This is a genomic window from Aerococcus urinaeequi (assembly GCF_001543205.1).
Lineage (GTDB): Bacteria > Bacillota > Bacilli > Lactobacillales > Aerococcaceae > Aerococcus > Aerococcus urinaeequi.
Genome location: NZ_CP014162.1, coordinates 1,604,156 through 1,626,472, shown reverse-complemented (window position 1 = coordinate 1,626,472; position 22,317 = coordinate 1,604,156). Strand labels below are relative to the sequence as shown.

General features: G+C 38.8%; 19 protein-coding genes. 3 read left to right on the top strand and 16 right to left on the bottom strand.

What is annotated here, in order from left to right; genetic code table 11:
* Positions 1–109: 109 nt before the first annotated feature.
* The 5 genes from recA to AWM74_RS07490 form a co-directional block, all read right to left on the bottom strand.
* Positions 110–1,201, bottom strand: coding sequence for a recombinase RecA (gene recA / locus AWM74_RS07510; protein WP_026465365.1), 1,092 nt, complete (start codon positions 1,199–1,201; stop codon positions 110–112).
* Between the two features lie 88 nt (positions 1,202–1,289).
* Positions 1,290–2,516, bottom strand: coding sequence for a competence/damage-inducible protein A (locus AWM74_RS07505; RefSeq protein WP_026465366.1), 1,227 nt, complete (start codon positions 2,514–2,516; stop codon positions 1,290–1,292).
* A 114-nt stretch (positions 2,517–2,630) separates the two neighbouring features.
* Positions 2,631–3,209, bottom strand: coding sequence for a CDP-diacylglycerol--glycerol-3-phosphate 3-phosphatidyltransferase (pgsA, locus tag AWM74_RS07500; RefSeq protein WP_026465367.1), 579 nt, complete (start codon positions 3,207–3,209; stop codon positions 2,631–2,633).
* Positions 3,210–3,298: 89 nt separating this feature from the next.
* Positions 3,299–5,722 carry a DNA translocase FtsK gene (locus AWM74_RS07495; RefSeq protein ID WP_026465368.1) on the bottom strand — a complete coding sequence of 808 codons (2,424 nt, stop codon included), beginning with the start codon at positions 5,720–5,722 and terminating at the stop codon, positions 3,299–3,301.
* A gap of 1 nt (position 5,723) precedes the next feature.
* Complete coding sequence (locus tag AWM74_RS07490) at positions 5,724–6,101, bottom strand: DUF1033 family protein (protein WP_026465369.1); 378 nt, start codon at positions 6,099–6,101, stop codon at positions 5,724–5,726.
* Between the two features lie 192 nt (positions 6,102–6,293).
* Between AWM74_RS07490 and AWM74_RS07485 the strand changes: the two genes are divergently transcribed.
* Together AWM74_RS07485 and yidC are read left to right on the top strand one after the other, a co-directional pair.
* Positions 6,294–6,572 (top strand): acylphosphatase, encoded by a 279-nt coding sequence (locus tag AWM74_RS07485; RefSeq protein WP_026465370.1) that lies wholly within the window; start codon positions 6,294–6,296, stop codon positions 6,570–6,572.
* Between the two features lie 90 nt (positions 6,573–6,662).
* Entirely contained in the window at positions 6,663–7,589 is a 927-nt protein-coding gene (yidC, locus tag AWM74_RS07480; protein WP_026465371.1) for a membrane protein insertase YidC, read from the top strand.
* Between the two features lie 141 nt (positions 7,590–7,730).
* Here the strand turns inward: yidC and AWM74_RS07475 are convergent, their stop codons facing one another.
* From AWM74_RS07475 to gndA, 6 genes are all read right to left on the bottom strand, one after another.
* Positions 7,731–8,948, bottom strand: a complete 1,218-nt coding sequence (locus tag AWM74_RS07475) for a cobalamin-independent methionine synthase II family protein (protein WP_026465372.1) — start codon at positions 8,946–8,948, stop codon at positions 7,731–7,733.
* 248 nt (positions 8,949–9,196) lie between these two features.
* On the bottom strand, positions 9,197–10,975 hold the full coding sequence (gene spxB / locus AWM74_RS07470; protein ID WP_026465373.1) for a pyruvate oxidase: 1,779 nt from the start codon (positions 10,973–10,975) through the stop codon (positions 9,197–9,199).
* 397 nt (positions 10,976–11,372) lie between these two features.
* Positions 11,373–11,939: a DapH/DapD/GlmU-related protein gene (locus tag AWM74_RS07465; protein WP_026465374.1), complete on the bottom strand. Its 567-nt coding sequence runs from the start codon at positions 11,937–11,939 to the stop codon at positions 11,373–11,375.
* 109 nt (positions 11,940–12,048) lie between these two features.
* The gene (locus AWM74_RS07460; protein ID WP_026465375.1) at positions 12,049–13,578 is read right to left on the bottom strand and encodes a sensor histidine kinase; all 1,530 of its coding nucleotides are present in this window, start codon (positions 13,576–13,578) and stop codon (positions 12,049–12,051) included.
* Positions 13,578–14,285, bottom strand: coding sequence for a response regulator transcription factor (locus tag AWM74_RS07455; protein WP_003143523.1), 708 nt, complete (start codon positions 14,283–14,285; stop codon positions 13,578–13,580). Before AWM74_RS07455 ends, AWM74_RS07460 begins: the two co-directional genes overlap by 1 nt.
* Before the next feature lie 44 nt (positions 14,286–14,329).
* Complete coding sequence (gene gndA / locus AWM74_RS07450) at positions 14,330–15,763, bottom strand: NADP-dependent phosphogluconate dehydrogenase (RefSeq protein WP_060774350.1); 1,434 nt, start codon at positions 15,761–15,763, stop codon at positions 14,330–14,332.
* 240 nt (positions 15,764–16,003) lie between these two features.
* Here gndA and AWM74_RS07445 point away from each other — a divergent pair, with 240 nt between their 5' ends.
* Complete coding sequence (locus tag AWM74_RS07445; protein ID WP_026465376.1) at positions 16,004–16,174, top strand: DUF4044 domain-containing protein; 171 nt, start codon at positions 16,004–16,006, stop codon at positions 16,172–16,174.
* A 108-nt stretch (positions 16,175–16,282) separates the two neighbouring features.
* Here the strand turns inward: AWM74_RS07445 and AWM74_RS07440 are convergent, their stop codons facing one another.
* The 5 genes from AWM74_RS07440 to rpsD all read right to left on the bottom strand — a co-directional run bounded on the left by AWM74_RS07440 (position 16,283) and on the right by rpsD (position 22,111).
* Positions 16,283–16,777 (bottom strand): thiol peroxidase, encoded by a 495-nt coding sequence (locus tag AWM74_RS07440; RefSeq protein WP_026465377.1) that lies wholly within the window; start codon positions 16,775–16,777, stop codon positions 16,283–16,285.
* A gap of 95 nt (positions 16,778–16,872) precedes the next feature.
* A complete protein-coding gene (gene thiI / locus AWM74_RS07435) occupies positions 16,873–18,090 on the bottom strand; it encodes a tRNA uracil 4-sulfurtransferase ThiI (protein WP_026465378.1) in 1,218 nt (405 codons plus the stop codon).
* Between the two features lie 13 nt (positions 18,091–18,103).
* Positions 18,104–19,249: a cysteine desulfurase family protein gene (locus AWM74_RS07430; RefSeq protein ID WP_026465379.1), complete on the bottom strand. Its 1,146-nt coding sequence runs from the start codon at positions 19,247–19,249 to the stop codon at positions 18,104–18,106.
* A gap of 246 nt (positions 19,250–19,495) precedes the next feature.
* Positions 19,496–21,211, bottom strand: coding sequence for a septation ring formation regulator EzrA (locus AWM74_RS07420; protein ID WP_026465380.1), 1,716 nt, complete (start codon positions 21,209–21,211; stop codon positions 19,496–19,498).
* A gap of 288 nt (positions 21,212–21,499) precedes the next feature.
* On the bottom strand, positions 21,500–22,111 hold the full coding sequence (gene rpsD / locus AWM74_RS07415; protein WP_003143535.1) for a 30S ribosomal protein S4: 612 nt from the start codon (positions 22,109–22,111) through the stop codon (positions 21,500–21,502).
* Positions 22,112–22,317: the final 206 nt, after the last annotated feature.

Genomic DNA, 22,317 nt, shown 5'->3' with positions numbered 1-22,317 from the left:
GTCGGCAGTCAAAAGCATGATAGCCTTTTCAAAAAAGATGGCAAAAAAATACCTTTCCCATAGTGATTCAATGGGAAAGGCATGGTGGTTATCTATTTAAAAATAAATTTTATTCTGTTTCTTCTTCCAATAATTCCACTTGTGCTTCATCATTTGCTTCTAAGGCTGCTAGTTCTTCTTCGCTTAATTTACCATTTTGGCCAAAACCGAAGTGTTGACGAACTTGTCCATCAATGGTTTCACGAATTTCTGGATTTTCGCGTAAGAATTGTTTTGCATTCTCACGACCTTGACCGATACGGTCTTCACCATATGAATACCAAGAACCGGACTTGTTAATGATGTCTAATTCAGCTGCCAAGTCAACTAGTTCACCCTCTTGAGAAATCCCTTCCCCATACATGATGTCAACTTCTGCCACTTTGAATGGTGGTGCTACCTTGTTTTTAACAATCTTAATTTTAGTACGGTTACCGATTGCGCTCCCGCTCTCTTTAATTTGTTCACCACGACGTACTTCTAAACGCACAGTAGAGTAGAATTTCAAGGCTCTACCGCCTGGTGTTGTTTCAGGACTACCGAACATTACCCCAACTTTTTCACGAATTTGGTTGATAAAGATGGCGATTGTTTTCGTTTTGTTGATGGTGCCTGATAATTTACGTAATGCTTGAGACATTAACCGGGCTTGAAGACCGATATGAGAGTCACCCATTTCACCTTCAATTTCGGCACGTGGTACTAAGGCTGCAACTGAATCGACAACGATGATATCAATGGCACCTGAAGATACTAAAGCGTCAGCAATCTCCAAACCCTGTTCACCAGTGTCTGGTTGAGAAAGTAGTAACTCATCAACGTTTACACCTAGTTTAGCTGCATATTCAGGATCTAGCGCATTCTCAGCATCGATAAAGGCTGCAATACCACCACGTTTTTGTACTTCCGCAATTGCATGTAATGAAACAGTCGTTTTACCAGATGATTCTGGTCCGTAGACTTCAATAATACGACCGCGTGGGTAGCCACCAACTCCTAAAGAAATATCCAATGTTAATGAACCTGTTGGAACAGTAGAGATTCTAGTATCTCCGCGTTCACCCATTTTCATGACTGAGCCTTTACCAAAGTTACGCTCAATTTTTTTCATTGCATCGTCTAATGCTTTTTGACGGTTGCTATCGTTTTTATCCATAGTCATGCGTAAATCCTCCTAATGTTCTCCTGCGTTTCTTTTATTTTATAATTCTTTTGCTGAATAAGCAAGAGAAAAGCGAACGAATGTTCTATTAATTTTTAATAATATCAAAGTAAGCTGAATAGACTGAACGATATTGAATATTTTGACGACTACCTCTTAATGTTGGTGTTAAAACTTTAGTTTCTTGGCCTGCTTGGGAGATACCAATATAGACAGTCCCCGCTTCTTTTCCTTCCATGGCATCCGGTCCAGCGACACCTGTAAAGGATACTCCAAAGTCAGATTGATATAGATCTCGTACGTTTTCCGCCATTTCAGTCGCTGTTTCAGCACTCACCATGCCATAAGTTTCCAGTGTTTGCGGTTGGACATTTAACACATTGGCTTTGGCTGTTTCTGTATAAGTGACGGCTGATCCGTGTAAGACTTTTGAAGACCCTGGGACATCGACAACTTTTTTAGCTGCCAGTCCACCAGTGAAACTTTCAGCGAAAGCAATAGTCTGCTCACGGTCTGTCAATTTCTCTACCAATACTTCATTGATGCCTAAGTTTTCTCCTTCGCCTACATAATAGTCAGCTAACCGAGCGTTGATAGCTGTAGCCAGGTCTTCTAATAAAGGCTTGGTTTCTGCTTCATTTTTACCAGCTGCAGTTAGTCTAACTGTTACCATGAAATTTCCAAAGTAAATGGCTACTGTTGGATTTTCTTGACTCATAATCAAGTCATCAATAGTGTCAGCTAATTGCGATTCACCGATACCAAAATAGTGCAGGTATTTAGATGTTAGTACCATGTCATTTTGGTATTGGTCTAGTAAATAATCAGCTACATAATGGTTGAACATATGCTTCATTTCAGATGGTGGTCCTGGCAATAGAATATAGGTATGGTTATCATGTTCAATCGCTGTACCAAGCGCTTGCCCTACATCATTGGGGAAAGTATGCCCTGCTTGAAAAGTCAGCCCCATAGCCAGATTGTTTTCAGTCATGATTCTGCCTTTAAAAGTTGCTTTGATGGTTTCCATCCCCACTTCATCGTGAATGAGTGGTTGATTTAAGTAAGCTGAAATAGTTTGTTTGGTTAAATCATCTCGAGTAGGTCCTAAACCACCTGTATAAATGATGATATCCGACCTTTGTTCAGCCTGAGCGGTCACCTTCTTTAACCGTTCAGGGTTATCGCCAATGACCGTTTGTACGTAATGGTCAAAGCCTAATTCATTCAATTTTCGTGCAATAAATTGCGCATTTGTATTCGCGATTTGTCCCATTAATAATTCTGTTCCGACAGCTATAATGTCTACTTTCATTCTTTTCCCACCTATTAGTATATACGTTTTATTTATGCGTTTGCGCATAGTGATTCTTGTATATTATAGAACAAAAAAGAGCCCGGTAAAAACCGAAGCCCTTAAAAATTGTGTTTATAGTCCGTCTGAAAAGACGGAAATATTTTTAACGAAGTAGTCTACACCTGAATAGATGGTAAAGACTAATGCAAGATATAGTAGGATTTGCCCGATTGAAAATGGCAAGAATCCTAAGGGGAAATCCCCGAGTAACAAGAAGATAATGGATAGCATCTGGGTGAATGTTTTCAATTTCCCAGCACTCCCAGCCGCCATGACTGTCCCTTTTTCCACTAGTAATAGGCGGAGTCCGGTGACAGCTAATTCGCGCATGATAATGATTGAAACTAACCATGCTGGTGCTAAATCGATACCAACTAAGGCGATAAAGGCTGTTGCAACGAGCATCTTGTCGGCTAATGGGTCGGCAAATTTACCGAAATTAGTGACAAGGTTGTCGCGACGTGCGATGTAACCGTCTAGCCAGTCGGTGAATGATGCGACTGCGAAAATGATGGCTGCCACCACATATTGCCAGTACCAATGACTGCCGAGTACTTGTGTACCATCTCCACTTGCTGGGATAGATACGAAAATCATGAAGATTGGAATCATGATCATCCGAATGATGGTTAATTTATTTGGTAAATTCAAATAATCCCTCCTAGTTGACTGTCTGCTATGTTAATTATAGTATAGCATTTTTTGACTTGGAAAATGTGTGTATCGGCCTATTACATAACCTACTCGGTTGATTTATCGCCGTTTTCTTGGAAGATGTTAACTGTACGCGGTTTAGACCCTTCTTGTGGGCCGACAATTCCGCGTTGTTCCATGTCATCTACTAGACGAGCTGCACGGTTGTAACCAACTCTAAATTGACGTTGTAACATTGAAATCGAGACGGTTTCACGGGTTTTAACAAATTCAAGGACAGTATCCCACATTTCATCTAAATCTTCGCCTGGCGCTGATTCTTTAGTCTCAGTTGGCATCATAGATTCGACATAATTTGGCTCTTGTTGTTCTTTTACAAATGAGACAACATGTTCCACTTCGTCATCTGTGATAAAGGCCCCTTGGACACGAATTGGTTTCGACTCGCCCATAGGTAGGTAGAGCATATCTCCTCGACCCAATAGTTTTTCGGCACCGTTTTGGTCGATAATGGTTCTTGAGTCAGTTCCTGAAGATACGGCAAAGGCGATTCTTGACGGTACATTGGCCTTGATAATCCCTGTAATAACGTCAACAGATGGCCTTTGTGTCGCTAGGATCATATGGATACCAGCTGCACGTGCCATTTGTGCTAGCCGGGTAATTGCGGCCTCAACTTCTTTAGAAGCGACCATCATCAAGTCGGCTAACTCATCTACAATCACAACGATATAAGGTAGGGTCGGATGCGCAGTACCTTCATTAAGGTTTTCTTCATGAACGAAGTCATTGTAACCGTCAATATTCCGTTGGCCCGAAGCAGCAAACAATTCATAGCGACGTTCCATTTCTTGAACGACTTTTTGTAAGGCTTGAGCTGCTTTTCTTGGATTGGTTACAACTGGTGTTAACAAGTGTGGAATACCGTTATATATCGATAGTTCCACTTTTTTAGGGTCGATCATCATCAATTTGACTTCATTTGGCTTGGCCTTCATCAAAATGGATACGATAATCCCGTTGATAGCGACTGATTTACCAGATCCTGTAGACCCAGCAACCAATAGATGGGGCATCTTGGTCAAGTCTGCTGAACGAATATTGCCTGAAATATCTTTTCCTAATGGGACTTCCAAGACTTTTCCCGATTGCAGTTGATGCTCAAAAGAATCACGGAAGGAAACTAAGGATACATCTTGATTGGGCACTTCAATCCCGATAAAGGATTTACCTGGAATCGGCGCCTCGATCCGGATATCTTTAGCAGCTAGTGATAAGGCGATATCGTCGGCTAAACCAACAATCTTACTTACTTTTACCCCAATCGCTGGCTGAATTTCATATTTTGTTACAGCTGGTCCCAAGTTAGCCTTAGTGACTTTGGCATCCACATTAAAGCTCTTGAAAGTCGCTTCAAGTTTACGGACATTTTCTTTAATGACAGAGTATTCACCACTTTGGTCTGTCGCTTTAATTGGCGTCAACAAGTTGGCTGGTGGTAATTTGTACTCTGGATTTTCTGGCTCTGCAGCCATATCCATGACAATATCTTTACCGTCATCTGGTTCAGTATCGACATCTTGGTCATCAGTGGTTGGACTAACTTGCGTCTTTGCTTGTTCAGCCTTGGGGAATTCATCAGCTTGCGTGCCAATTTCAAGAGAAGTTTGTTCGATTTCAGCTGGATGGTTGCCTTTACTCGCACTGGCGCTTGGCCCAACAATGACTACATCTTCGTCGTCTGTATCCACTTGTTTTGGTTTAATGCGGTTGTTGTTTTCCGAACTATCTTGATCTTCACCAGACTGCTTGCTTTTTTTAGTAGCTTTACTTCGGCTAGCTTTTTGTTTAGATTGGTCTGCCTTATATTTTTCCCGGTCCTCACGGTAACTTGAAAATTGTTGTTTCGTTGTATCCCAGAATTCACTTAACCAATTAAACACCACACTGGTAATGGACTGAAGCCCTTCGATTAAATCTAACCAGGTAATACTGAACAGGTAGCACAATAGAATCATTAAGGCGATGCCCACAAAAATATAGGTTCCCAACTGACTTACTGTGTAGAAGGTAAAGGTATATAATAAACCACCTAAAAGCCCACCACCTAATGGTTGACCGGCACCTTCAGCGGTAAAATTGGCGATAGCCCGTTGCCAAGTCACCACTAATACAGATGTATCGCTGGATAAGGCGATGGCTAAATAATCCCAAGCATGCATTAATATGGCTAGGATAGGTACTGCCCAAATCACCGTGTTCATAATTCTACCTAAAACTAATGGGCCATGCCCTGTCACAAGCACCCATCCTGTGAAGATAATTTCAATAATAAATACAGGAACGGCTAGTCCCCCAACAAAAAATTCCATCAGATGCATGAATAATCGGCCCAATGCACCAAGTTCTAGCACACCGATAATGGCGAAAAATAATGAAATCCCAGAAAATAATTGCATGCGGAATAGCTCTTGTTGTTTCTTAGTCCGTCTTTTCTTTTTTCTTGCCACGCTAACCCTCCTCTTCTAAAAGATTTTTATCGCTCGAATAGCGATTGATATTGTCTAAAATACTGGTTAATTCTTTGACGCGTGCCTCACTTAAAGCTTGTTGGTTCTCATAAAGGACTAGGCTATGGTAGACTTGTTCATCATTGGCACAAGGTTCACACCAATCCGTTTCACCCGGTTGCCAGAAAGCGCGCATCCCTTCTACTCGGCTACGCGTCTTCGGAAATAAGCCCTGCAATTTTAATGATTCACCTTGAAAAATAAGTGCTGCATCCTCTAAGCTGTCAGCCGTTTCAACAGCGACGACATGCTCATGCCAGTCATCTTCAAACCACCATGGCTCGTCAAATCCATCTATTTGATATACTTGGAAACTCATCTTCTTCACTCTCCAATCAGCACTCTATTATACCAAACTTACGGTCGATTTTCATCTTGGTGATGTTTTGACCTTACGCAAACAAAGGACTTCATTTTAATAAAAATCCCATTCAAAATTAGTACTTAGTCTGATGTTAATCGACATAATATCTAGTATAATTAAAGAAGCATAATGAAAGAAGGGATATTTATGAAAACATGTAGAATTGTTGTAACCGGACGTGTGCAAGGTGTAGGCTTTCGTTATTTTACGGAAAGAATCGCCAAGAGGATGAAAGTTGCAGGAACTGTTGAGAATAAGAACGATGGATCAGTCGAAATTCTTGTTCAAGCAGACGATGCCACATTGCGCGCTTTTATTGAAGAAGTCAAAGAAATGCCGGAAAACCCATCCGCCCATGTCGACAATATCCAAGTCGTTGAAACCTTCAATAGTGAGGAAATGGTGAAATTTCGCACCGTTTATTGAAATAGCCCCCCAAATTAGCTACAATAGTAACGTTAGTCAAGACACTTAAACAAGAATCAAATAACTATATAAATTAAAGGACGTGAAGTATTGTCAAGCCGTTTAAAAAATAAACGCCTATCGCTAATTATGTTAGTGATGTCACTCGTGGTATTTTTGGGTGGATGTGCCAATCCAAATAATCCAGATGGTCTTATGTACCGCTTAACAGTAGCACCGATTGGTCAACTTATCGCATGGATTGCTGATCAGTTTGCTGGTAACTACGGAATTGCTATTATCATTATTACCATTGCCATTCGTATTATTCTATTGCCACTTACCCTGAACCAGCTGAAAAGCTCAACGCGTCAACAAATTAAGATGGCTGCTTTCCAACCATACTTAAAAGAAATTCAAGAACGTCAAAAAAATGCCACAACGCAAGAAGAGAAAATGGCATTAGCGACTGAACAACAAGAATTCATGCGCGAAAATAACGTTTCTATGTTTGGTGGAATGGGTTGTTTACCATTATTACTACAATTACCAATCATCTCTGGTTTATACACTGCTATTCGCGTGAGTGAACCAATTGCCAGCTCTGAATTCTTCGGTATCTCACTTGGAGAATCTCATATGGTATTAGCCATTATCACCATTGTAATGTACTTAATTCAATCATTCATTACCTTGCAAGGTGTACCAGAAGAGCAAAAAGCGCAAATGCGTTCTACCCTATTCATGACACCAATTATGATGGGATTCATTGTATTTACAACACCAGCCGGGTTAACACTTTACTTCTTAGCAGGTGCCATTTGGTCAATTCTACAATCATTATTTACAACTTTCTACTTCAAGCCAAGAATCCAAGCAGAAGTTGATAAAGAAATGGCTGAGAACCCAATCAAGGTGAAGAAACCTTCTAGCGGCCGTAAAGATGTGACTGATTCTGTTAAGAACGAACCTACAAACAAACGCTTAACAAATAATGACAGCCAAACAAACCGTAATGCTGGCAAACAACGTAAATAACAACTGATAACAAGGTAAAAGCCCTCTGACTTGGCGTTCTATACGCTAGCCAGAGGGCTTTTCTTATGCTATTAAAAAGTGCATAAAAGGGTTTGCGATAGCTCTGCTACAAACCCTTTTTATATAGCTAAATAACTCGTTTTATTCTCCGTAGAAGTGTTTAGAAGCGATTGCTGCACCTTCTACAAGGGCTTCTAATTTAGCCCAAGCGATTTGCTCGTGTAAACGTCCACCTAAACCACAGTCAGTTGAAGCAACGACGTTTTCTGGCCCAACAATTTCACCGAAACGGATTAAGCGTTCTGCGATTAATTCTGGATGCTCAACCGCATTTGTTGAATGTGATACTAAACCAGGAATGATGTATTGGCCTTCTTTTAAGCGGCCTACTTTTTCCCATACTTTCCATTCGTGCGCATGACGTGGACTTGATGCTTCAAAAGTAAATCCTGCTGCATTTACTTCTAAACATTGATCAACGATGTACTCTAATGGAATATCTGTTGTATGTGGTCCATGCCATGAACCCCAGCAAATATGTAAGCGAACTAAAGCTGGATCGATACCTTTTAAGGCACGGTTAATAGCGTCAATACGTAATTGTAACCATCTTTGGAAGTCTTCAACTGATGGCTCTGGGTTGATTTGGTCCCAAGCTTCAGCCAAGTCTGGCGCATCAATTTGAACGATGAAACCAGCATCTGTGATTGCTTTATATTCTTCATGTAATGCGTCTGCTAAATCATTTAATAAGGCTTCTTCATCACCGTTGTAGTAGTTATCTTGTAGACGAGCTGCTGAACCTGGAGATACAGCTGCAATAAAACCTTTATCTAAGTTATTTTTAGCTAGTGAAGATTTTAAGAAATCTACGTCACGTTGTACTTGGTCATGACCAACGTAAGTCACTTTATCAGCGAAAACTGGGTTACCGACAGCTTTACGTTTACCTAAAACCCCAGAATCTGGATCTTCATAGGCAGCTGAGAAAATTGCACGGTCACGACGGTCAGGAAATGATGTTAATTTAATGTTTCCTGGTGTTGAACGAACTTTTTCAGGGTTTGCCCACCGGTCTTGGTCAGTCATTTCTAAACCACCTAACCGATAGAATGAGTAGTTCCACCAAGCACCAAAATCTACTGGACCAGATGTGATATGACCATATTCACCATCATTTACAATGTCGATACCAAGTTCTTTTTGTTTTGCAACAACTTGATCCACTGAATCTTGGATGATTCGATTGTATTCTTCGTCTGAAATTTCATTTTTTGCACGACGGTCATTTGCCTCTAATAATGTTTTTGGACGTGGTAATGAACCTACATGTGTGGTTAAAATTTTCTTGTTTGTCATAGCTAAAACCTCCATCTTGTTTAGATAAATTGTAACACATCTACAAAACTATTATGTCTTGATCAAAGTATCGAAAAACTATCAAGCTTGATTAGGAAATTTTGAACACGATGGTTGAAAATATGGTCGAAATAACTATTTTTGCAAGAATTCTATATAAGCAAAAACAGGCTGGGAAAAGCCCCAACCTGTTCTTATCTCGTCTGAATATAATAAATCTTAGTTACTAATCTAAGGTTACCAAATGATTATTTGATGTATTTAGATTCTAAGCCTTCAGCTTCTAAGTACTCTCTGAATGGTACTAAGTTAGTAGCTTCGTAACGTTCTTTGTAAGCTTTGATTTCGTCTTCGCTGTATAGTTTTGAATCTAATTTCAATGTTTCTACAGGGATTGGACGGTCTTGAGTAATCTTACAGTCGATAACTACAGTATGACCTGCTTTATTAGCTGCAACAGCTTCAGCCATTACACGGTCCATATCTTCGATACGGCTTACAGTAAATCCTTTAGCACCTTGTGCTTCAGCGATTTTAGCGTAGTCAACATCTGTAAAGTCTACACCGAATAAGTTTTTGTTAGTGTCTTCATATTTGTTTTTGATGAAGGCATATTCAGTGTTAGAGAATACAACGTTGATTACAGGCATGTTGTAACGTACGTTAGTTACTACATCTGGGTAAGTCATAGAGAAGGCACCATCACCAATGATGTTCCAAACTTGACGATCTGGGTAAGTGTTTTTAGCACCTAAACCACCAGGGATAGCGATACCCATTGTCGCGAATAATGGAGAAGTTCTCCACATGTTTTTAGGTGTCATGTGTAAATGACGAATAGATGTTTGTGTTGAGTTACCAACATCAATTGAGTAAATTGCATCTTCATCAGCATGATTGTTGATTGCATTGTACACTTGGTAGAATTGCAAGTCGCCTTCTTCTTTAGTTTCTAACATGTTGATGTATTCACGCCAGTTAGCGATGTTTTTCAAGTTAGCTGTCCACCATGCTGACTCTTCAACAGCGTCAACTTTGTTTAAGATTTCGTCGATTGCTAAACCAGCATCACCTAAGATAGCAACATCAGCGTGGTGACGTTTACCTAACATAGCTGGGTCGATATCGATTTGGATGAAGTTATCAACATTACGGAAAGTACCTTCAACCTCTGAGAATGGGAAGTTTGAACCAGCAAATAATACTGTATCTGCTTCTAAGATTGTTTCGTTAGCTGGTTTCCAACCTACACGGTAAGTAGAACCTGTTAACGCTTCGAAGTCCCACTCGAAAGTTTCAAAGTTTTTACCAGTAGTGATAACTGGCGCTTTGATTTTACGAGCTAATTCTTGAACTGCAGGACCGTGGCCCATAGTACCAATACCAGCGTAGATTACTGGACGTTTAGAGTTGTTTAATAATTCAACTGCTGCGTCGATATCTTGTGCTGCTGGAGCGATTGGTTCATATTTACGTAAGCTGTTTGCAGATGAGTACCATTGGTCGTTGTCGATTTCAACTTTAGCGAAATCACCAGGTACTTCTAGAACTGCTACACCACGTTTAGCGATAGCCATACGAGCCGCTTCGTCAACTAATTTTGGTAATTGCTCAGCATAAGCTACACGACGGTTGTAAACTGCAATGTGGTCGTACATTGGGTTTTGGTTTAATTCTTGGAAAGCGTCCATGTTTAATTCGCGTTGTGGACGAGAACCTAAGATTGCAACTACTGGAATGTTATCCATTGCTGCATCGTATAAACCGTTAATCAAGTGAGATGCACCTGGACCACCAGAACCAACAGTAACACCTAGGTTACCGCCGAATTTGCTTTGCATTACAGCAGCCATAGCACCTACTTCTTCGTGTTTCACTTGTAGGAATTTAACGTTGTTTTCTTCTTCACCCATCGCGTCCATCAATGAACTTAAAGTACCTGAAGGAATACCGTAAATAGTATCTGCTCCCCAAGATTCTAAAATCTTCATAACTGCTAAACCGATGTTAATTTTGTTATCTGACATTTAGATTACCCTCCATTTGATTTAAAAATATCACAATTGAAATAATAGCACTTAAAACAGCTTATTCCAATGAATTGCCACAAATATCCTTTGTGAGGTCCATAATTAGCCAAAAATACCCCTTTTTTAGTACAATATTGTTTCATTTGCAAAAAAATGGTACAATGGGCGAAATTGTACTAGTACAGTTTAAGAGGTAAAAACCCTTGTAAATCAAGAACTTTTAAAAAGTAACCACTATTAACACTACTACACAAGTTTACTGTTATAAAATTTAGGAATTACATATCCATTTTCATCATTTATCTTTTTAAATTTTACACATTAGAAAGTTAGTGAAGAATATCTTAAATATAGTCGAACGGTATAAACAACTAATGATGGCTATTGTAAGAAGTTATACAACATCATTAGGAATTTCTTTTAACAATTTGGCAGGTACCCCACCAACTAATGAATTATCAGCTACATCCTTAGTCACAACCGCACCAGCCGCCACAACAACATTGTTACCAATCGTCACACCAGGTAAAATAGTTACATTTCCACCAAGCCATACATCATTCCCAATTGTTACTGAGCTTGCCACAGCTAGATGGTCTCGTCGTCCTTGAGGTGTTATGGGATGATTTACTGTAGAAATCAATGTATTTGGCCCTATCATCACATCATTCCCGATTTTCACTTTAGCAATATCCAAAATTGTTACATTATAATTTGCTAGAAAATTATCACCAACCTCAATATTTTCTCCACTATCACAATTAAAGACAGGAGCTACAAAGGGATTTTTGCCAACTTTTCCAAATAAATTTCTTATTGCCGCTTCCAATGCTACATTATCTGAAGTATCTACACCATTTAATTTTTTACAACCGGAGATTGCTTGAAGTTTTTGACTATTTACTTCTTTATCTCGCATCGAATATGGTAATCCTGCCTGCAGTTTTTCCATTTCAGTCATATTTTGAATGTTTTCTGTCATCACAAACGCCCTCTCTTATTCAAGTCATCTTTCTTCTATATATTAAAATAAGAACCTTACGCTTACTAGCATAAGGTCCTGTCATGGTTTATTTAATTAAATTATTATCCTCATCATTTGCTGCTTCTTCCAACAATTGATCAATTCGTTCACGATCAGCTGCTGAAATTTCGTCTAAGGTATTCAAGATTGGGAAGCGGACATGGAAAATAGACCCATTGCCCAGTTCACTCTCTACAAAGATAGAACCCTTGTACCCTTTGATTAATTCTTTCGCGATAGATAAACCTAGACCATTCCCTCCACGTTCACGCGACCGCGCCTTATCCACCCGGTAGAAGCGGTTAAAAATACGGTTTTGGTCTTCTTGAGACATCCCCTCACCGAAATCTTGGATGGCAATTTCAATATAATCAACGGCGTTGGTCGCAACAGAAATATGGATTTCTTGGCGATCTGTAGAATATTTCACTGCATTATCCAATAAAATAATCAGTATTTGCTCAAGATGATTACGGTAAATCTGAATCTCATAATTACGACGCAGGTCATTTTCCAAGAAGAATTGGAAGTCTGGGTATAAGACCTTGAAATTTTGGAATACTTGATTAATCACTTCGTTAATTAACGTTGTCTTATCATAGTATTGCGTATCTACTTGACCAGCCCGTGATAGGTCTAACATCTCTTGAACAAGTACTTTCATACGTTCCAGTTCATTTACAGATGCAGATAATGACTCTTCTAGTATTTCTGGATCATCTTTACCCCAACGATTCAGCATATTTAAATGTCCCTCAATGATCGCTACAGGTGTACGTAATTCATGCGATACATCTTCGACAAAGTGAATTTGTTGGTCAATATACTCACTTGTTTGATCCAGCATTTGGTTGATACTTTCAGAAATTTCAGTGATTTCACCGCGGTATTCTGATACGTTTAAACGGCGGTCAGCAATATTATCTGCAGTGATGTTCTTTAAGAAACGCTTCATCTTTTGAATCGGTTGAATAAAGTAATAAGCTACACCAATACCAGCGACAACGGCGATGACTAAATTAACCCCCGCCATAATAATCAATTCAGTCCGTTTATCAGATAATTGATTGGCAACTGTTTGGTAATCAAAGGTCGCAAAATAATACCCAATTTGGTCAGACCCTTCATATAGTAATTGATAAGTCAGGAAGTCGCCAGTTTCATCCGATTTCGTTCGGCCTGTCGTTCTATTAGTTGAGTAACTATCTACAGTAGTCCCTGAATTATAAACCAGGTTGCCATTTTCATTATAGACTTGGATTTTCACGTTATGTTCATTCAAGTAATCTTCTAATGAAATATTTTCAATGGCAATCCGTGATTGGAATCCTTCACGCACTTCTGAAGCTGGGCGCGACGCTAAAGAATTTAGATAGGTTTGTAAATACGTGTCAATTTGTGTAACCTCAGTCACATAGTCTTCTTCTAGCGCTCGTTGTTCTTGAATATTTGAAATGATGGGGCTCACACTCAAGGCCAACCAAAACAAGCTAGATAAAACTAAGCCCCACTTCCAAATTAATGAAAATGGGTGCTGCAGTTTTGTTTTAAAATCATTTAAAACGCTATTAAACATTATTCTGGGGTCCTCATTACATAGCCCGTACCACGGACAGTTTGAATGTAACCTGGTTGACCATCTACATCGATTTTATTTCGTAAGTAACGAATATAAACATCTACCACGTTGGTTTCAACTTCAGTTGTATAGCCCCATACTTTATTTAATAATTCTGTACGAGGTAATACCACGTTAACGTTCTCCATTAACATCACCAATAACTCGTACTCACGTTTTGTTAAATCGATAATCTCTTCGCCACGGCGAACGATACGATTTTCTTTTTCAACAGAAAGGTCACGGAAAGTTACTTTCGTTTGTTTTCTGTGTTGTTGTTCTTCTTCGATATCAATACGACGAAGTAATGCACGAATACGTGCCAATAATTCTTCAATCGCAAACGGCTTAACGATATAGTCATCGGCACCGTGGTCAAAACCTGATACACGGTCAATAACTGAATCTCTAGCCGTCATGATGATTATCGGCACATCTGAAGTTGGTCGTAAACGACGACACACTTCAATCCCGTTAATCTCTGGCAGCATTAAATCTAACAAGATTAAGTCCCAGTTGCCTTCTTGAGCTTTCTCAAGCCCAATACGACCATCCTTAGCAAGTTCTGTTTCATAGCCCTCATGTTTAAGTTCTAATTCAACAAAGCGCGCTAAGTTTTTTTCATCTTCAACGATTAAGATGCGTTTTGCTTTTTCTTCACTCATAATTTCACCCTATTTCCTGCACAAATTCATGGGCAAGCCCAAAATTAAGCATCGATTTGTTCTTCTTTATCCCATAATAAGTGATAAGAACCTTCAGCATCAACACGTTCATAAGTATGCGCACCAAAGTAGTCACGTTGTGCTTGAATGATGTTCGCTGGTAAAGTTTCTGAACGGTAGCTATCGTAGTAAGACAAGGCAGATGTGAAACCAGGTACTGGAATACCAGACTTAATTGCTTCTGCTGCTACTTCACGAGTTGCTTGTTGGTAATCTTTAGCAATATCCATAAAGTATTCATCTAATAAGATGTTTTCTAAGTCAGCGTTGTTTTCGTAAGCGTCCATGATTTTTTCTAGGAAGCCTGCACGGATGATACATCCAGCACGGAAAATAGCTGCGATTTCTTTATAGTTCAAGTTCCAATCATATTCTTCTGACGCTGTACGGTATTGGTAGAAACCTTGCGCGTAAGACATGATTTTAGAGAAGTATAAAGCTTTACGAATTTTTTCAACGAAGTCATTTTTGTCGCCTTCGAATGCTGTATTTTCTGGTCCAGCTAACACTTTAGAAGCACGAACACGTTGGTCTTTCAATGCTGAAATGTAACGTGCGTAAACTGATTCAGTAATTGTTTGTAATGGTACACCAACATCTAATGCTGATTGAGAAGTCCATTTACCAGTACCTTTGTTACCTGCACGGTCCAAAATCACGTCAACCATTGGTTTACCTGTTTCTGGATCATGTTTTGTTAAAATATCAGCTGTAATTTCGATTAGGAAACTGTCTAATTCACCAGTGTTCCAATCTGCAAAATGATCAGCGATTTCAGTAACAGGTAAGTCTAAATGACAACGTAATAAATCGTAAGTTTCAGCGATTAATTGCATGTCACCGTATTCGATACCGTTGTGAACCATCTTAACGTAGTGTCCAGCTCCGTTGGGGCCGATGTAAGTTACACATGGTTCGCCATCGCTAGGCGCTTTAGCTGCAATTTGTTTTAAGATTGGTTCAACTATATCATACGCTTCTTTAGGACCACCTGGCATCAAGCTAGGGCCTTTAAGCGCGCCTTCTTCACCACCAGAAACACCCATACCAATGAAGTGGATACCAGAACCGTCAATTTCGTTAGAACGACGAATTGTATCTTGGAAGAATGTGTTTCCGCCATCAATAATGACATCGTCTTTATCTAATAATGGCATTAATTGACTGATTGTTGCATCTGTTGCTTTACCTGCTTGTACCATTAATAAGATACGGCGAGGTTTTTCTAATGAATTCACAAACTCTTCCACAGTCTCAGTAAAAACTAAGTTTTTATCTGAATTTTCATCTACAACAGCTTTTGCTTTGCTGGTAGTACGGTTAAATACAGCCACCGTATATCCACGGCTTTCGATATTCAACGCTAAGTTCTTGCCCATTACGGCCATTCCGACAACACCAATATGTGCTTCAGTCATTTATTTTCCTCCTTAAGGTAACAACTTGATGATAAAACCTTCTCATATAGTATCAAATAATCTCATAATTTAAAAGTATCTCATCATAATCATAGTAAATTTAACGCTTATTTTTAGCGCTTATTCATAATTCACTTCTTATTATACCACTATCTTGAAAAAATTCATTTAGAAGATATCAGAAGAAAGGAATATACTTTTGTGTTATAATAGTCGAGAATAAAAATGAGGAGTTTTAATATGCGTAAAGGTCAAAAGAAACATCAACCAGAAAAACGTGGCTTCGATAAAATGTACGATAAAAAAGATAAGAAAACGGGTAAAATCTTTACTTGGATAATGTTAATCCTTATGTTATCTTCAGTCGTTTTATCTTTAGGTTTTGCACTATACAGCTACTTTGGTCTATAAATTAATTTAAATATAAATAAAGGGTCTACGACATAGCATCGTAGACCCTTTTATTTATTATGATCATTTCACTAGTGATAATTGTAACTGACTAAGATATGATTCTTTTTACGCTAGTGAGTCAACTACTTGAATAGCACTTTCGTAATCTGGTTCGTTTGTTACTTCATTAACGATTTCTTTGTAAACAACATTACCTTCAGTATCGATAACGAACATTGCACGTGCTAATTTGCCTAATTCTGGTAAGAAGATACCGTAGTCTTTACCGAATGCTGCTGCATCGTTTAACATACGCATATCTGAATCATTTTCAGCTTTCCAGTTAGATAAAGATTCATCAGTATTCATTGATATTGTCGCAACTTCTACGCCCTCACCAGCTTGTTTAGCATAGTCACTGATGCGGTTTGATTGGATAGAACATACAGATGTATCAATATCTGGTACAACGGATAATAAAAGTACTTTACCAGCAAAGTCCGCTTTACTCACTTTGCCACCACTTACTTCATTCACCTCAAAATCAGGTGCCGCTTGGTTTACTTCTAACGGAGTACCTTCTAATTCTACAACTTCGCCTTTAAATGTAACAGTTGGCATAATGTTAATTCCTCCTTTGATTGATTAGCTTAAGTCTATCACTAGTATAACAATAACTTTAAGGAGAACTCAATTCAAAAGGGTTAACCCTTACATTATAGCAAGTCACTAAAGTTGTCTGCATCTTCCATACTGCGCGACCCAGGCATAATTTTTTCTCCAACCGCACCGTCAACCGCTCGCTGTACCAAACCTTCAATATCTAATTTTGCTTCATAATAAGCAATATCATCCAATTTTGGCTTCGTTTTTGGTGATGGTGGTGCAAATACCGTACAGCAATCTTCAAACGGTTGAATAGACAAATCAAAAGTATCAATTTTTTGTGAAATATCAATAATTTCTAGTTTATCCATAGCTACAACCGGACGAATCACTGGTGTGCTAGTCACCTCATTGATAGCAAACATTGATTCTAATGTTTGTGATGCTACTTGTCCGATAGACTCACCATTCACAATAGCTAATCCTCTATACCGTTTACGCAATTCATCTGAAATTCGCATCATCATGCGACGAGTAATGGTCATCAAATAAGCTGGATTAACATGCTCTTTGATAGCTTCTTGCGTTTCAGTAAATGGCACCTCTACAAAATTGATCCAGCCACCAAATTTAGTTAATTTTTCTGTCAAATCTTTAGCTTTATTTAAAGCTTGTGGACTTGTATATGGAGGGGAAGCAAAGTGGACAGCTGTAATTCTAATACCACGTTTCATAGCTAAGTACCCAGCAACTGGTGAATCAATACCACCAGACAACATCAAAACAGCATTGGCTGATGTACCAACCGGTAAACCACCTGCCCCATTAATCCACTCAGACGAAACCAAGAAATCTTTTTCGCGCACCTTCACTCGAATAGTTAAATCAGGTTTCTTCATTTGAACTTTTAATTCAGGAAATTCTTCTGCTAAAAACCCACCTAATGCTTGGTTAACATCGTTTGTATCCATTGAATAATTGTGGTCTGAGCGAGAAGTCGCCACTTTGAATGATTGTACATCATTTTTAGCGATTTCTGCTTTCACTAATTTAATTGCAGCTTCTTTTAATAAATCAAAATCACGCTCTAATTCAATAGCCGGTGAAAAACTTTGAATACCAAAGACTTTCTCCAGACCAGATAAAACTTCTTCCTGAGGCGCACCATTTAATTCCATGAACATAAAGTCATGTTGTTGATTGATCTTAATATCTGGATACTCACTTAAAGCTTCACGGATGTTCTTCGCTAGAGTCGACACAAAGTTCCGCTTGTTCTTCCCTTTAGTTGATAATTCACCATAGCGAATCATAATTAATTCTTTCATATTACCTCCTAGATTATTGGATACGTTCAAATTTCCTCATTAGTTGACTATAAACTTCAATAAAGCGATCTACTTCTGCCATGGTATTTTCCTTACCAAAACTTACACGAATAGCTTGTTTAGCCCAAACTGAATCAACCTTCATCGCACCTAACGTTGATGAAGTATTATTCACAGCTCTGCTTGAACATGCACTAGTCGTTGAAACGATAATATCTTCCTCTTCTAAAGCATGAACCATTACTTCTCCTCGGACACCTTTTAAAGCAAAGCATAATACATGCGGTGCTGCATCTTCTGGACTAAAAACTTGTACAACATCTGTGTGTTGAGCTAAAAAGGCACGTAATTTTTCTTGCATCGCATTTTCTTTAGCTTTTACTTCTTTCGCTTCGGTTAAAGCCATTCGAAGCGCTTTTGCTGTTGCTACAATCCCCGCTAAGTTTTCTGTTGTTGATCGTTGGCCCATTTCTTGACCACCGCCATCCAGTAAATGACTGATTACACGATTTTGTTTCTTATATAAGATGCCAATACCACGAGGTCCATTAAATTTATGGGCAGAAAAACTCATCAAATCCACTCGTTTATGAATAAGTGGTTTTTCAAAAGTACCCACACTTTGAACACCGTCAACATGGAAATGGATAGTTGGATATTTTTCTAATAAATCACCAATTTCAGCGATAGGTTGGATCGTACCAATTTCGTTATTTACAGCCATTACAGATACGAGTATCGTATTCTCTTGAATAGCTGCCGCCACATCTTCAACATGGACTTTTCCGGATTTATCAGCTGGTAGATAAGTAATATCAAAGCCATCTTGACTCAATGTTTCCATCGTATTTCGAACAGACGGATGTTCAACACTAGAAACAATAATATGCTTACCATGGTATTTGGCTTTTTCCATAGCTGTTCCTTTGATGGCCCAGTTATTCGATTCGGTTCCACCAGACGTAAAGAATATTTCTGCCGAATGTGCCCCAAGTAAGTCGGCAACTTGTTTACGTGCTGAATTTAATAGTTTAGCTGATTCATTACCCAACTTATGCAAACTAGATGGATTACCATAATAATTCTGCATGACTTGTGTCATCGTTTGTAGTGCTTCCGGCGCAATTTTCGTCGTTGCGCTGTTATCAAAATAGATCATTTCTGACATGGTCGTTCCTTCCTTTTTCCCTTTTCAACTCTTAACATATTATAGCCATATATCACAAATTGCAAGTAGCTGGCCCCAAAGTAACCAACCTTAATTTGACAGCCTCTATCTGGAAAATAAATACCCGCTAAATAGCCTGGATTCATCCTTTTCCAACCTAAAGCTTATAGTAGATAAATAGCTACTACTGACTAAAAACAGCAAAAGACCGAGCACATGTCTCGGTCCTTTCTAAAATTAGCCTACTTGATTTTCTTGGTCATACTGCTGAATGATTTCTTGTCTTGCACCTGGTTGAATTTGGTCAACCGCTCGGGCAATATTTTCAAAGGCATCTTCGTATAAAAATTCTTTATCGAATAAATAATATGACCGTTCTATTACCGCGTTCAACTCTGGATGTTGCGGACGGTAACGGTTCGCGTATTGGATCGCTGACTCTGTTAATTGGGCAGCGCGGACTTGTTTTTCAGTTTCATCATCCAAGTATTCAATCGCCTTAGCAATTTGATCGGTTAGATTTTCAATTTCTACCATGTCTAATTTGACACGGTTTAATGATTCTGACAATTGATCAATGCGGTCGCTTGTATCGAAGAAGTAATCTAAGTACTCATTAGTCAAGCCTGGTAAATGATGAATTTCTACTGAACGCTTGATGTTACGTAAATCAAGTTCGAACATGTATAAGTCATCGCGCGCATCACGCTCTCTTTGACGTAGGTTAGCCAAAGCCACAACAATCGCTGATTGACCTTTGTCAATTTCAGCTAACTGGTCATAGATTTCACGATAACGTGTTTCCATATCTGAATAAGCAATTTGGTGTTCTGCTAATTGGTCATCTGTTGTTTTCAACACGTCTTTTTGCCGTTCAATTTGATCAGCGTATTCTTGCATTTTACCCATTTCATTGTCATATAATATGTAATTTTGCGCTACACGGTCAATTTCTAATGCCCCATAGCGGTTGCTTTGTGTTACTTGTTCCAAGCGGCGTTGAACAGCGCCTTGGTTTTTCCCAATATACTCTCTTGAAGCAATTTCTTTCTCCATCAAAGTATAAGTATGGTCGATCTGTACCCCAGCAGCTTCCATTAGTTCAGAAGCTTGGGTCAAGTCTGCATCTGACACAGCCTTTTTAGCTTCAGCTACTTTCTTTTCAGAGGCAGAAATTTCTTTTGGAATATCAACATCAATAGGGAAGTGGAAGTTTTCATCTTCCATATGTGCAAAACCTTGTTGCATATCGGCCACTTGTTCCACATATTCTTCGTTTAACTTGCTATACAAATTCGGAATTTTTTCCATCATTTGCTCTAATTCGTTCAAGTCAGCATCGATTTGTACCAATACCTCTTGAGCGCCTATGAAATCACCATCATTCATTTGTTGGTGATACTTAGTGAAATCAAGTTCGATATAAGCTAAATGGTGCTCTAAGGTTTCTAGGGCATCGCCAAATTTATAGCCGTGTGCCAGCAATTGTTTACGTAAGGCTGCGTAGCGCTCGTAAGTTTCTTCATGCTTGTCTTCAGATGCTTTTTCACTGGCTAATATTTCAGTTAAACGGTCGTTGATGCCATTCACTTCATCCTTCGTTTCTTCTAGGATGGTTTCTACTTCGTCAGCAACACTTCTTGCTTTAACGATGTTGTATTTATCCGTGTAATCTTGGGCAGAAACTAATGCTGCCTCGATCTCTGGTAAACGAAAACGAGTGATGGTTTGCCACTTGGCTTGTTCACTCTCGTATACTCTACGCGTTGCTCCCGAAACATTCTTGTTGCGTAGTGTATATAGTTTGTCCGCTACCGGAGTAGACATGATCTCTTGTTTTTGTTCATCTAATTCAATATTGGCTTGAGTTTGTTTACGTCCTAAATAATAAATCAGTCCGTAACCAAGTAATACCAATATAATTAAGATTAACAATGCTATTAAAAACGGCACACGCACGCCTCCTTCTATCCGTTGATATTTTATAAAAATTTTTAAAGGTTATTTAACCCCTATATTATCATAATTCAAACAAAAAAAATATGCGTTATATTAAAATTGCATTTCAAATCAATCGATTAAACTGTTTCCAGCTGAAACCCTTTTCCGAAAATACAATTTCTCTAACAAAATGACGTCCATCGTTTCAATCTGACTATCTTTCTGGTTTGTATCCATCTCTACAGCAAATAAAAAAGCCGGAACAATGTCCCGACCTTTTCGCTAACAAGTCATCTAAAATTAGATTAATTTGTTGTAGTATTCAACGACTAGAGATTCGTCGATTTCTTGGTTCATTTCGTCACGTTGTGGTAAACGAATTAAAGAACCTTCTAATTTTTCAGCGTCGAATTGTACGTAAGGTACGTGACCGTATAAGCCTTCAACTGCTTCTTTAATTACTTTAACATCTTTAGATTTTTCACGTACAGAGATTACTTGCCCTGGTTGAACGCGGAATGATGGGATATCAACACGTTTACCGTCTACAGTAATGTGACCGTGGTTTACTAATTGACGAGCTTGACGACGAGTAGTCGCTAAACCTAAACGGTAAACTACGTTATCTAAACGTTGTTCTAGTAAGATCATGAAGTTAACACCGTGTTTACCTTCTTTGATTTTACCAGCTTGAACGAATAAGTTAGCAAATTGCTTTTCGTTCATGCCGTAGATGAAACGTAATTTTTGTTTTTCTTGTAATTGTAAGCCGTATTCAGATAATTTAGCACGACGACCATTACCATGTTCACCTGGTGCGTATGGACGACGAGCGATTTCTTTACCAGTACCTGAAATTGAGATACCTAAACGACGAGAAACTTTCCAGTTAGATCCTGTAAAACGAGACATTATATATTCCTCCATAAAAATAAAATTTTGGAGTAAAATAACCTTTTAAATTGACCGCATTCGTGCATTTCACCTTAGCGCTTTCGTCTTCTGCAGCCGCAGACTACTTGGCTTACTGACGGTTGTCAGTGGTTGAAATGTTGACGAGCTTGCTTCAATTTTGCTGCATTATTTTACACGCAGTCCATCATACCATTATTCTTGGC

Excerpts from the sequence above, each read along its gene's own strand:
- recA (WP_026465365.1), bottom strand. The coding sequence starts at position 1,201 with ATGACTATGGATAAAAACGATAGCAACCGTCAAAAAGCATTAGACGAT.
- AWM74_RS07505 (WP_026465366.1), bottom strand. The coding sequence starts at position 2,516 with ATGAAAGTAGACATTATAGCTGTCGGAACAGAATTATTAATGGGACAA.
- AWM74_RS07490 (WP_026465369.1), bottom strand. The coding sequence starts at position 6,101 with ATGAGTTTCCAAGTATATCAAATAGATGGATTTGACGAGCCATGGTGG.
- AWM74_RS07485 (WP_026465370.1), top strand. The coding sequence starts at position 6,294 with ATGAAAACATGTAGAATTGTTGTAACCGGACGTGTGCAAGGTGTAGGC.
- AWM74_RS07475 (WP_026465372.1), bottom strand. The coding sequence starts at position 8,948 with ATGACAAACAAGAAAATTTTAACCACACATGTAGGTTCATTACCACGT.
- spxB (WP_026465373.1), bottom strand. The coding sequence starts at position 10,975 with ATGTCAGATAACAAAATTAACATCGGTTTAGCAGTTATGAAGATTTTA.
- AWM74_RS07465 (WP_026465374.1), bottom strand. The coding sequence starts at position 11,939 with ATGACTGAAATGGAAAAACTGCAGGCAGGATTACCATATTCGATGCGA.
- AWM74_RS07460 (WP_026465375.1), bottom strand. The coding sequence starts at position 13,578 with ATGTTTAATAGCGTTTTAAATGATTTTAAAACAAAACTGCAGCACCCA.
- AWM74_RS07455 (WP_003143523.1), bottom strand. The coding sequence starts at position 14,285 with ATGAGTGAAGAAAAAGCAAAACGCATCTTAATCGTTGAAGATGAAAAA.
- gndA (WP_060774350.1), bottom strand. The coding sequence starts at position 15,763 with ATGACTGAAGCACATATTGGTGTTGTCGGAATGGCCGTAATGGGCAAG.
- AWM74_RS07445 (WP_026465376.1), top strand. The coding sequence starts at position 16,004 with ATGCGTAAAGGTCAAAAGAAACATCAACCAGAAAAACGTGGCTTCGAT.
- AWM74_RS07440 (WP_026465377.1), bottom strand. The coding sequence starts at position 16,777 with ATGCCAACTGTTACATTTAAAGGCGAAGTTGTAGAATTAGAAGGTACT.
- thiI (WP_026465378.1), bottom strand. The coding sequence starts at position 18,090 with ATGAAAGAATTAATTATGATTCGCTATGGTGAATTATCAACTAAAGGG.
- AWM74_RS07430 (WP_026465379.1), bottom strand. The coding sequence starts at position 19,249 with ATGATCTATTTTGATAACAGCGCAACGACGAAAATTGCGCCGGAAGCA.
- rpsD (WP_003143535.1), bottom strand. The coding sequence starts at position 22,111 with ATGTCTCGTTTTACAGGATCTAACTGGAAAGTTTCTCGTCGTTTAGGT.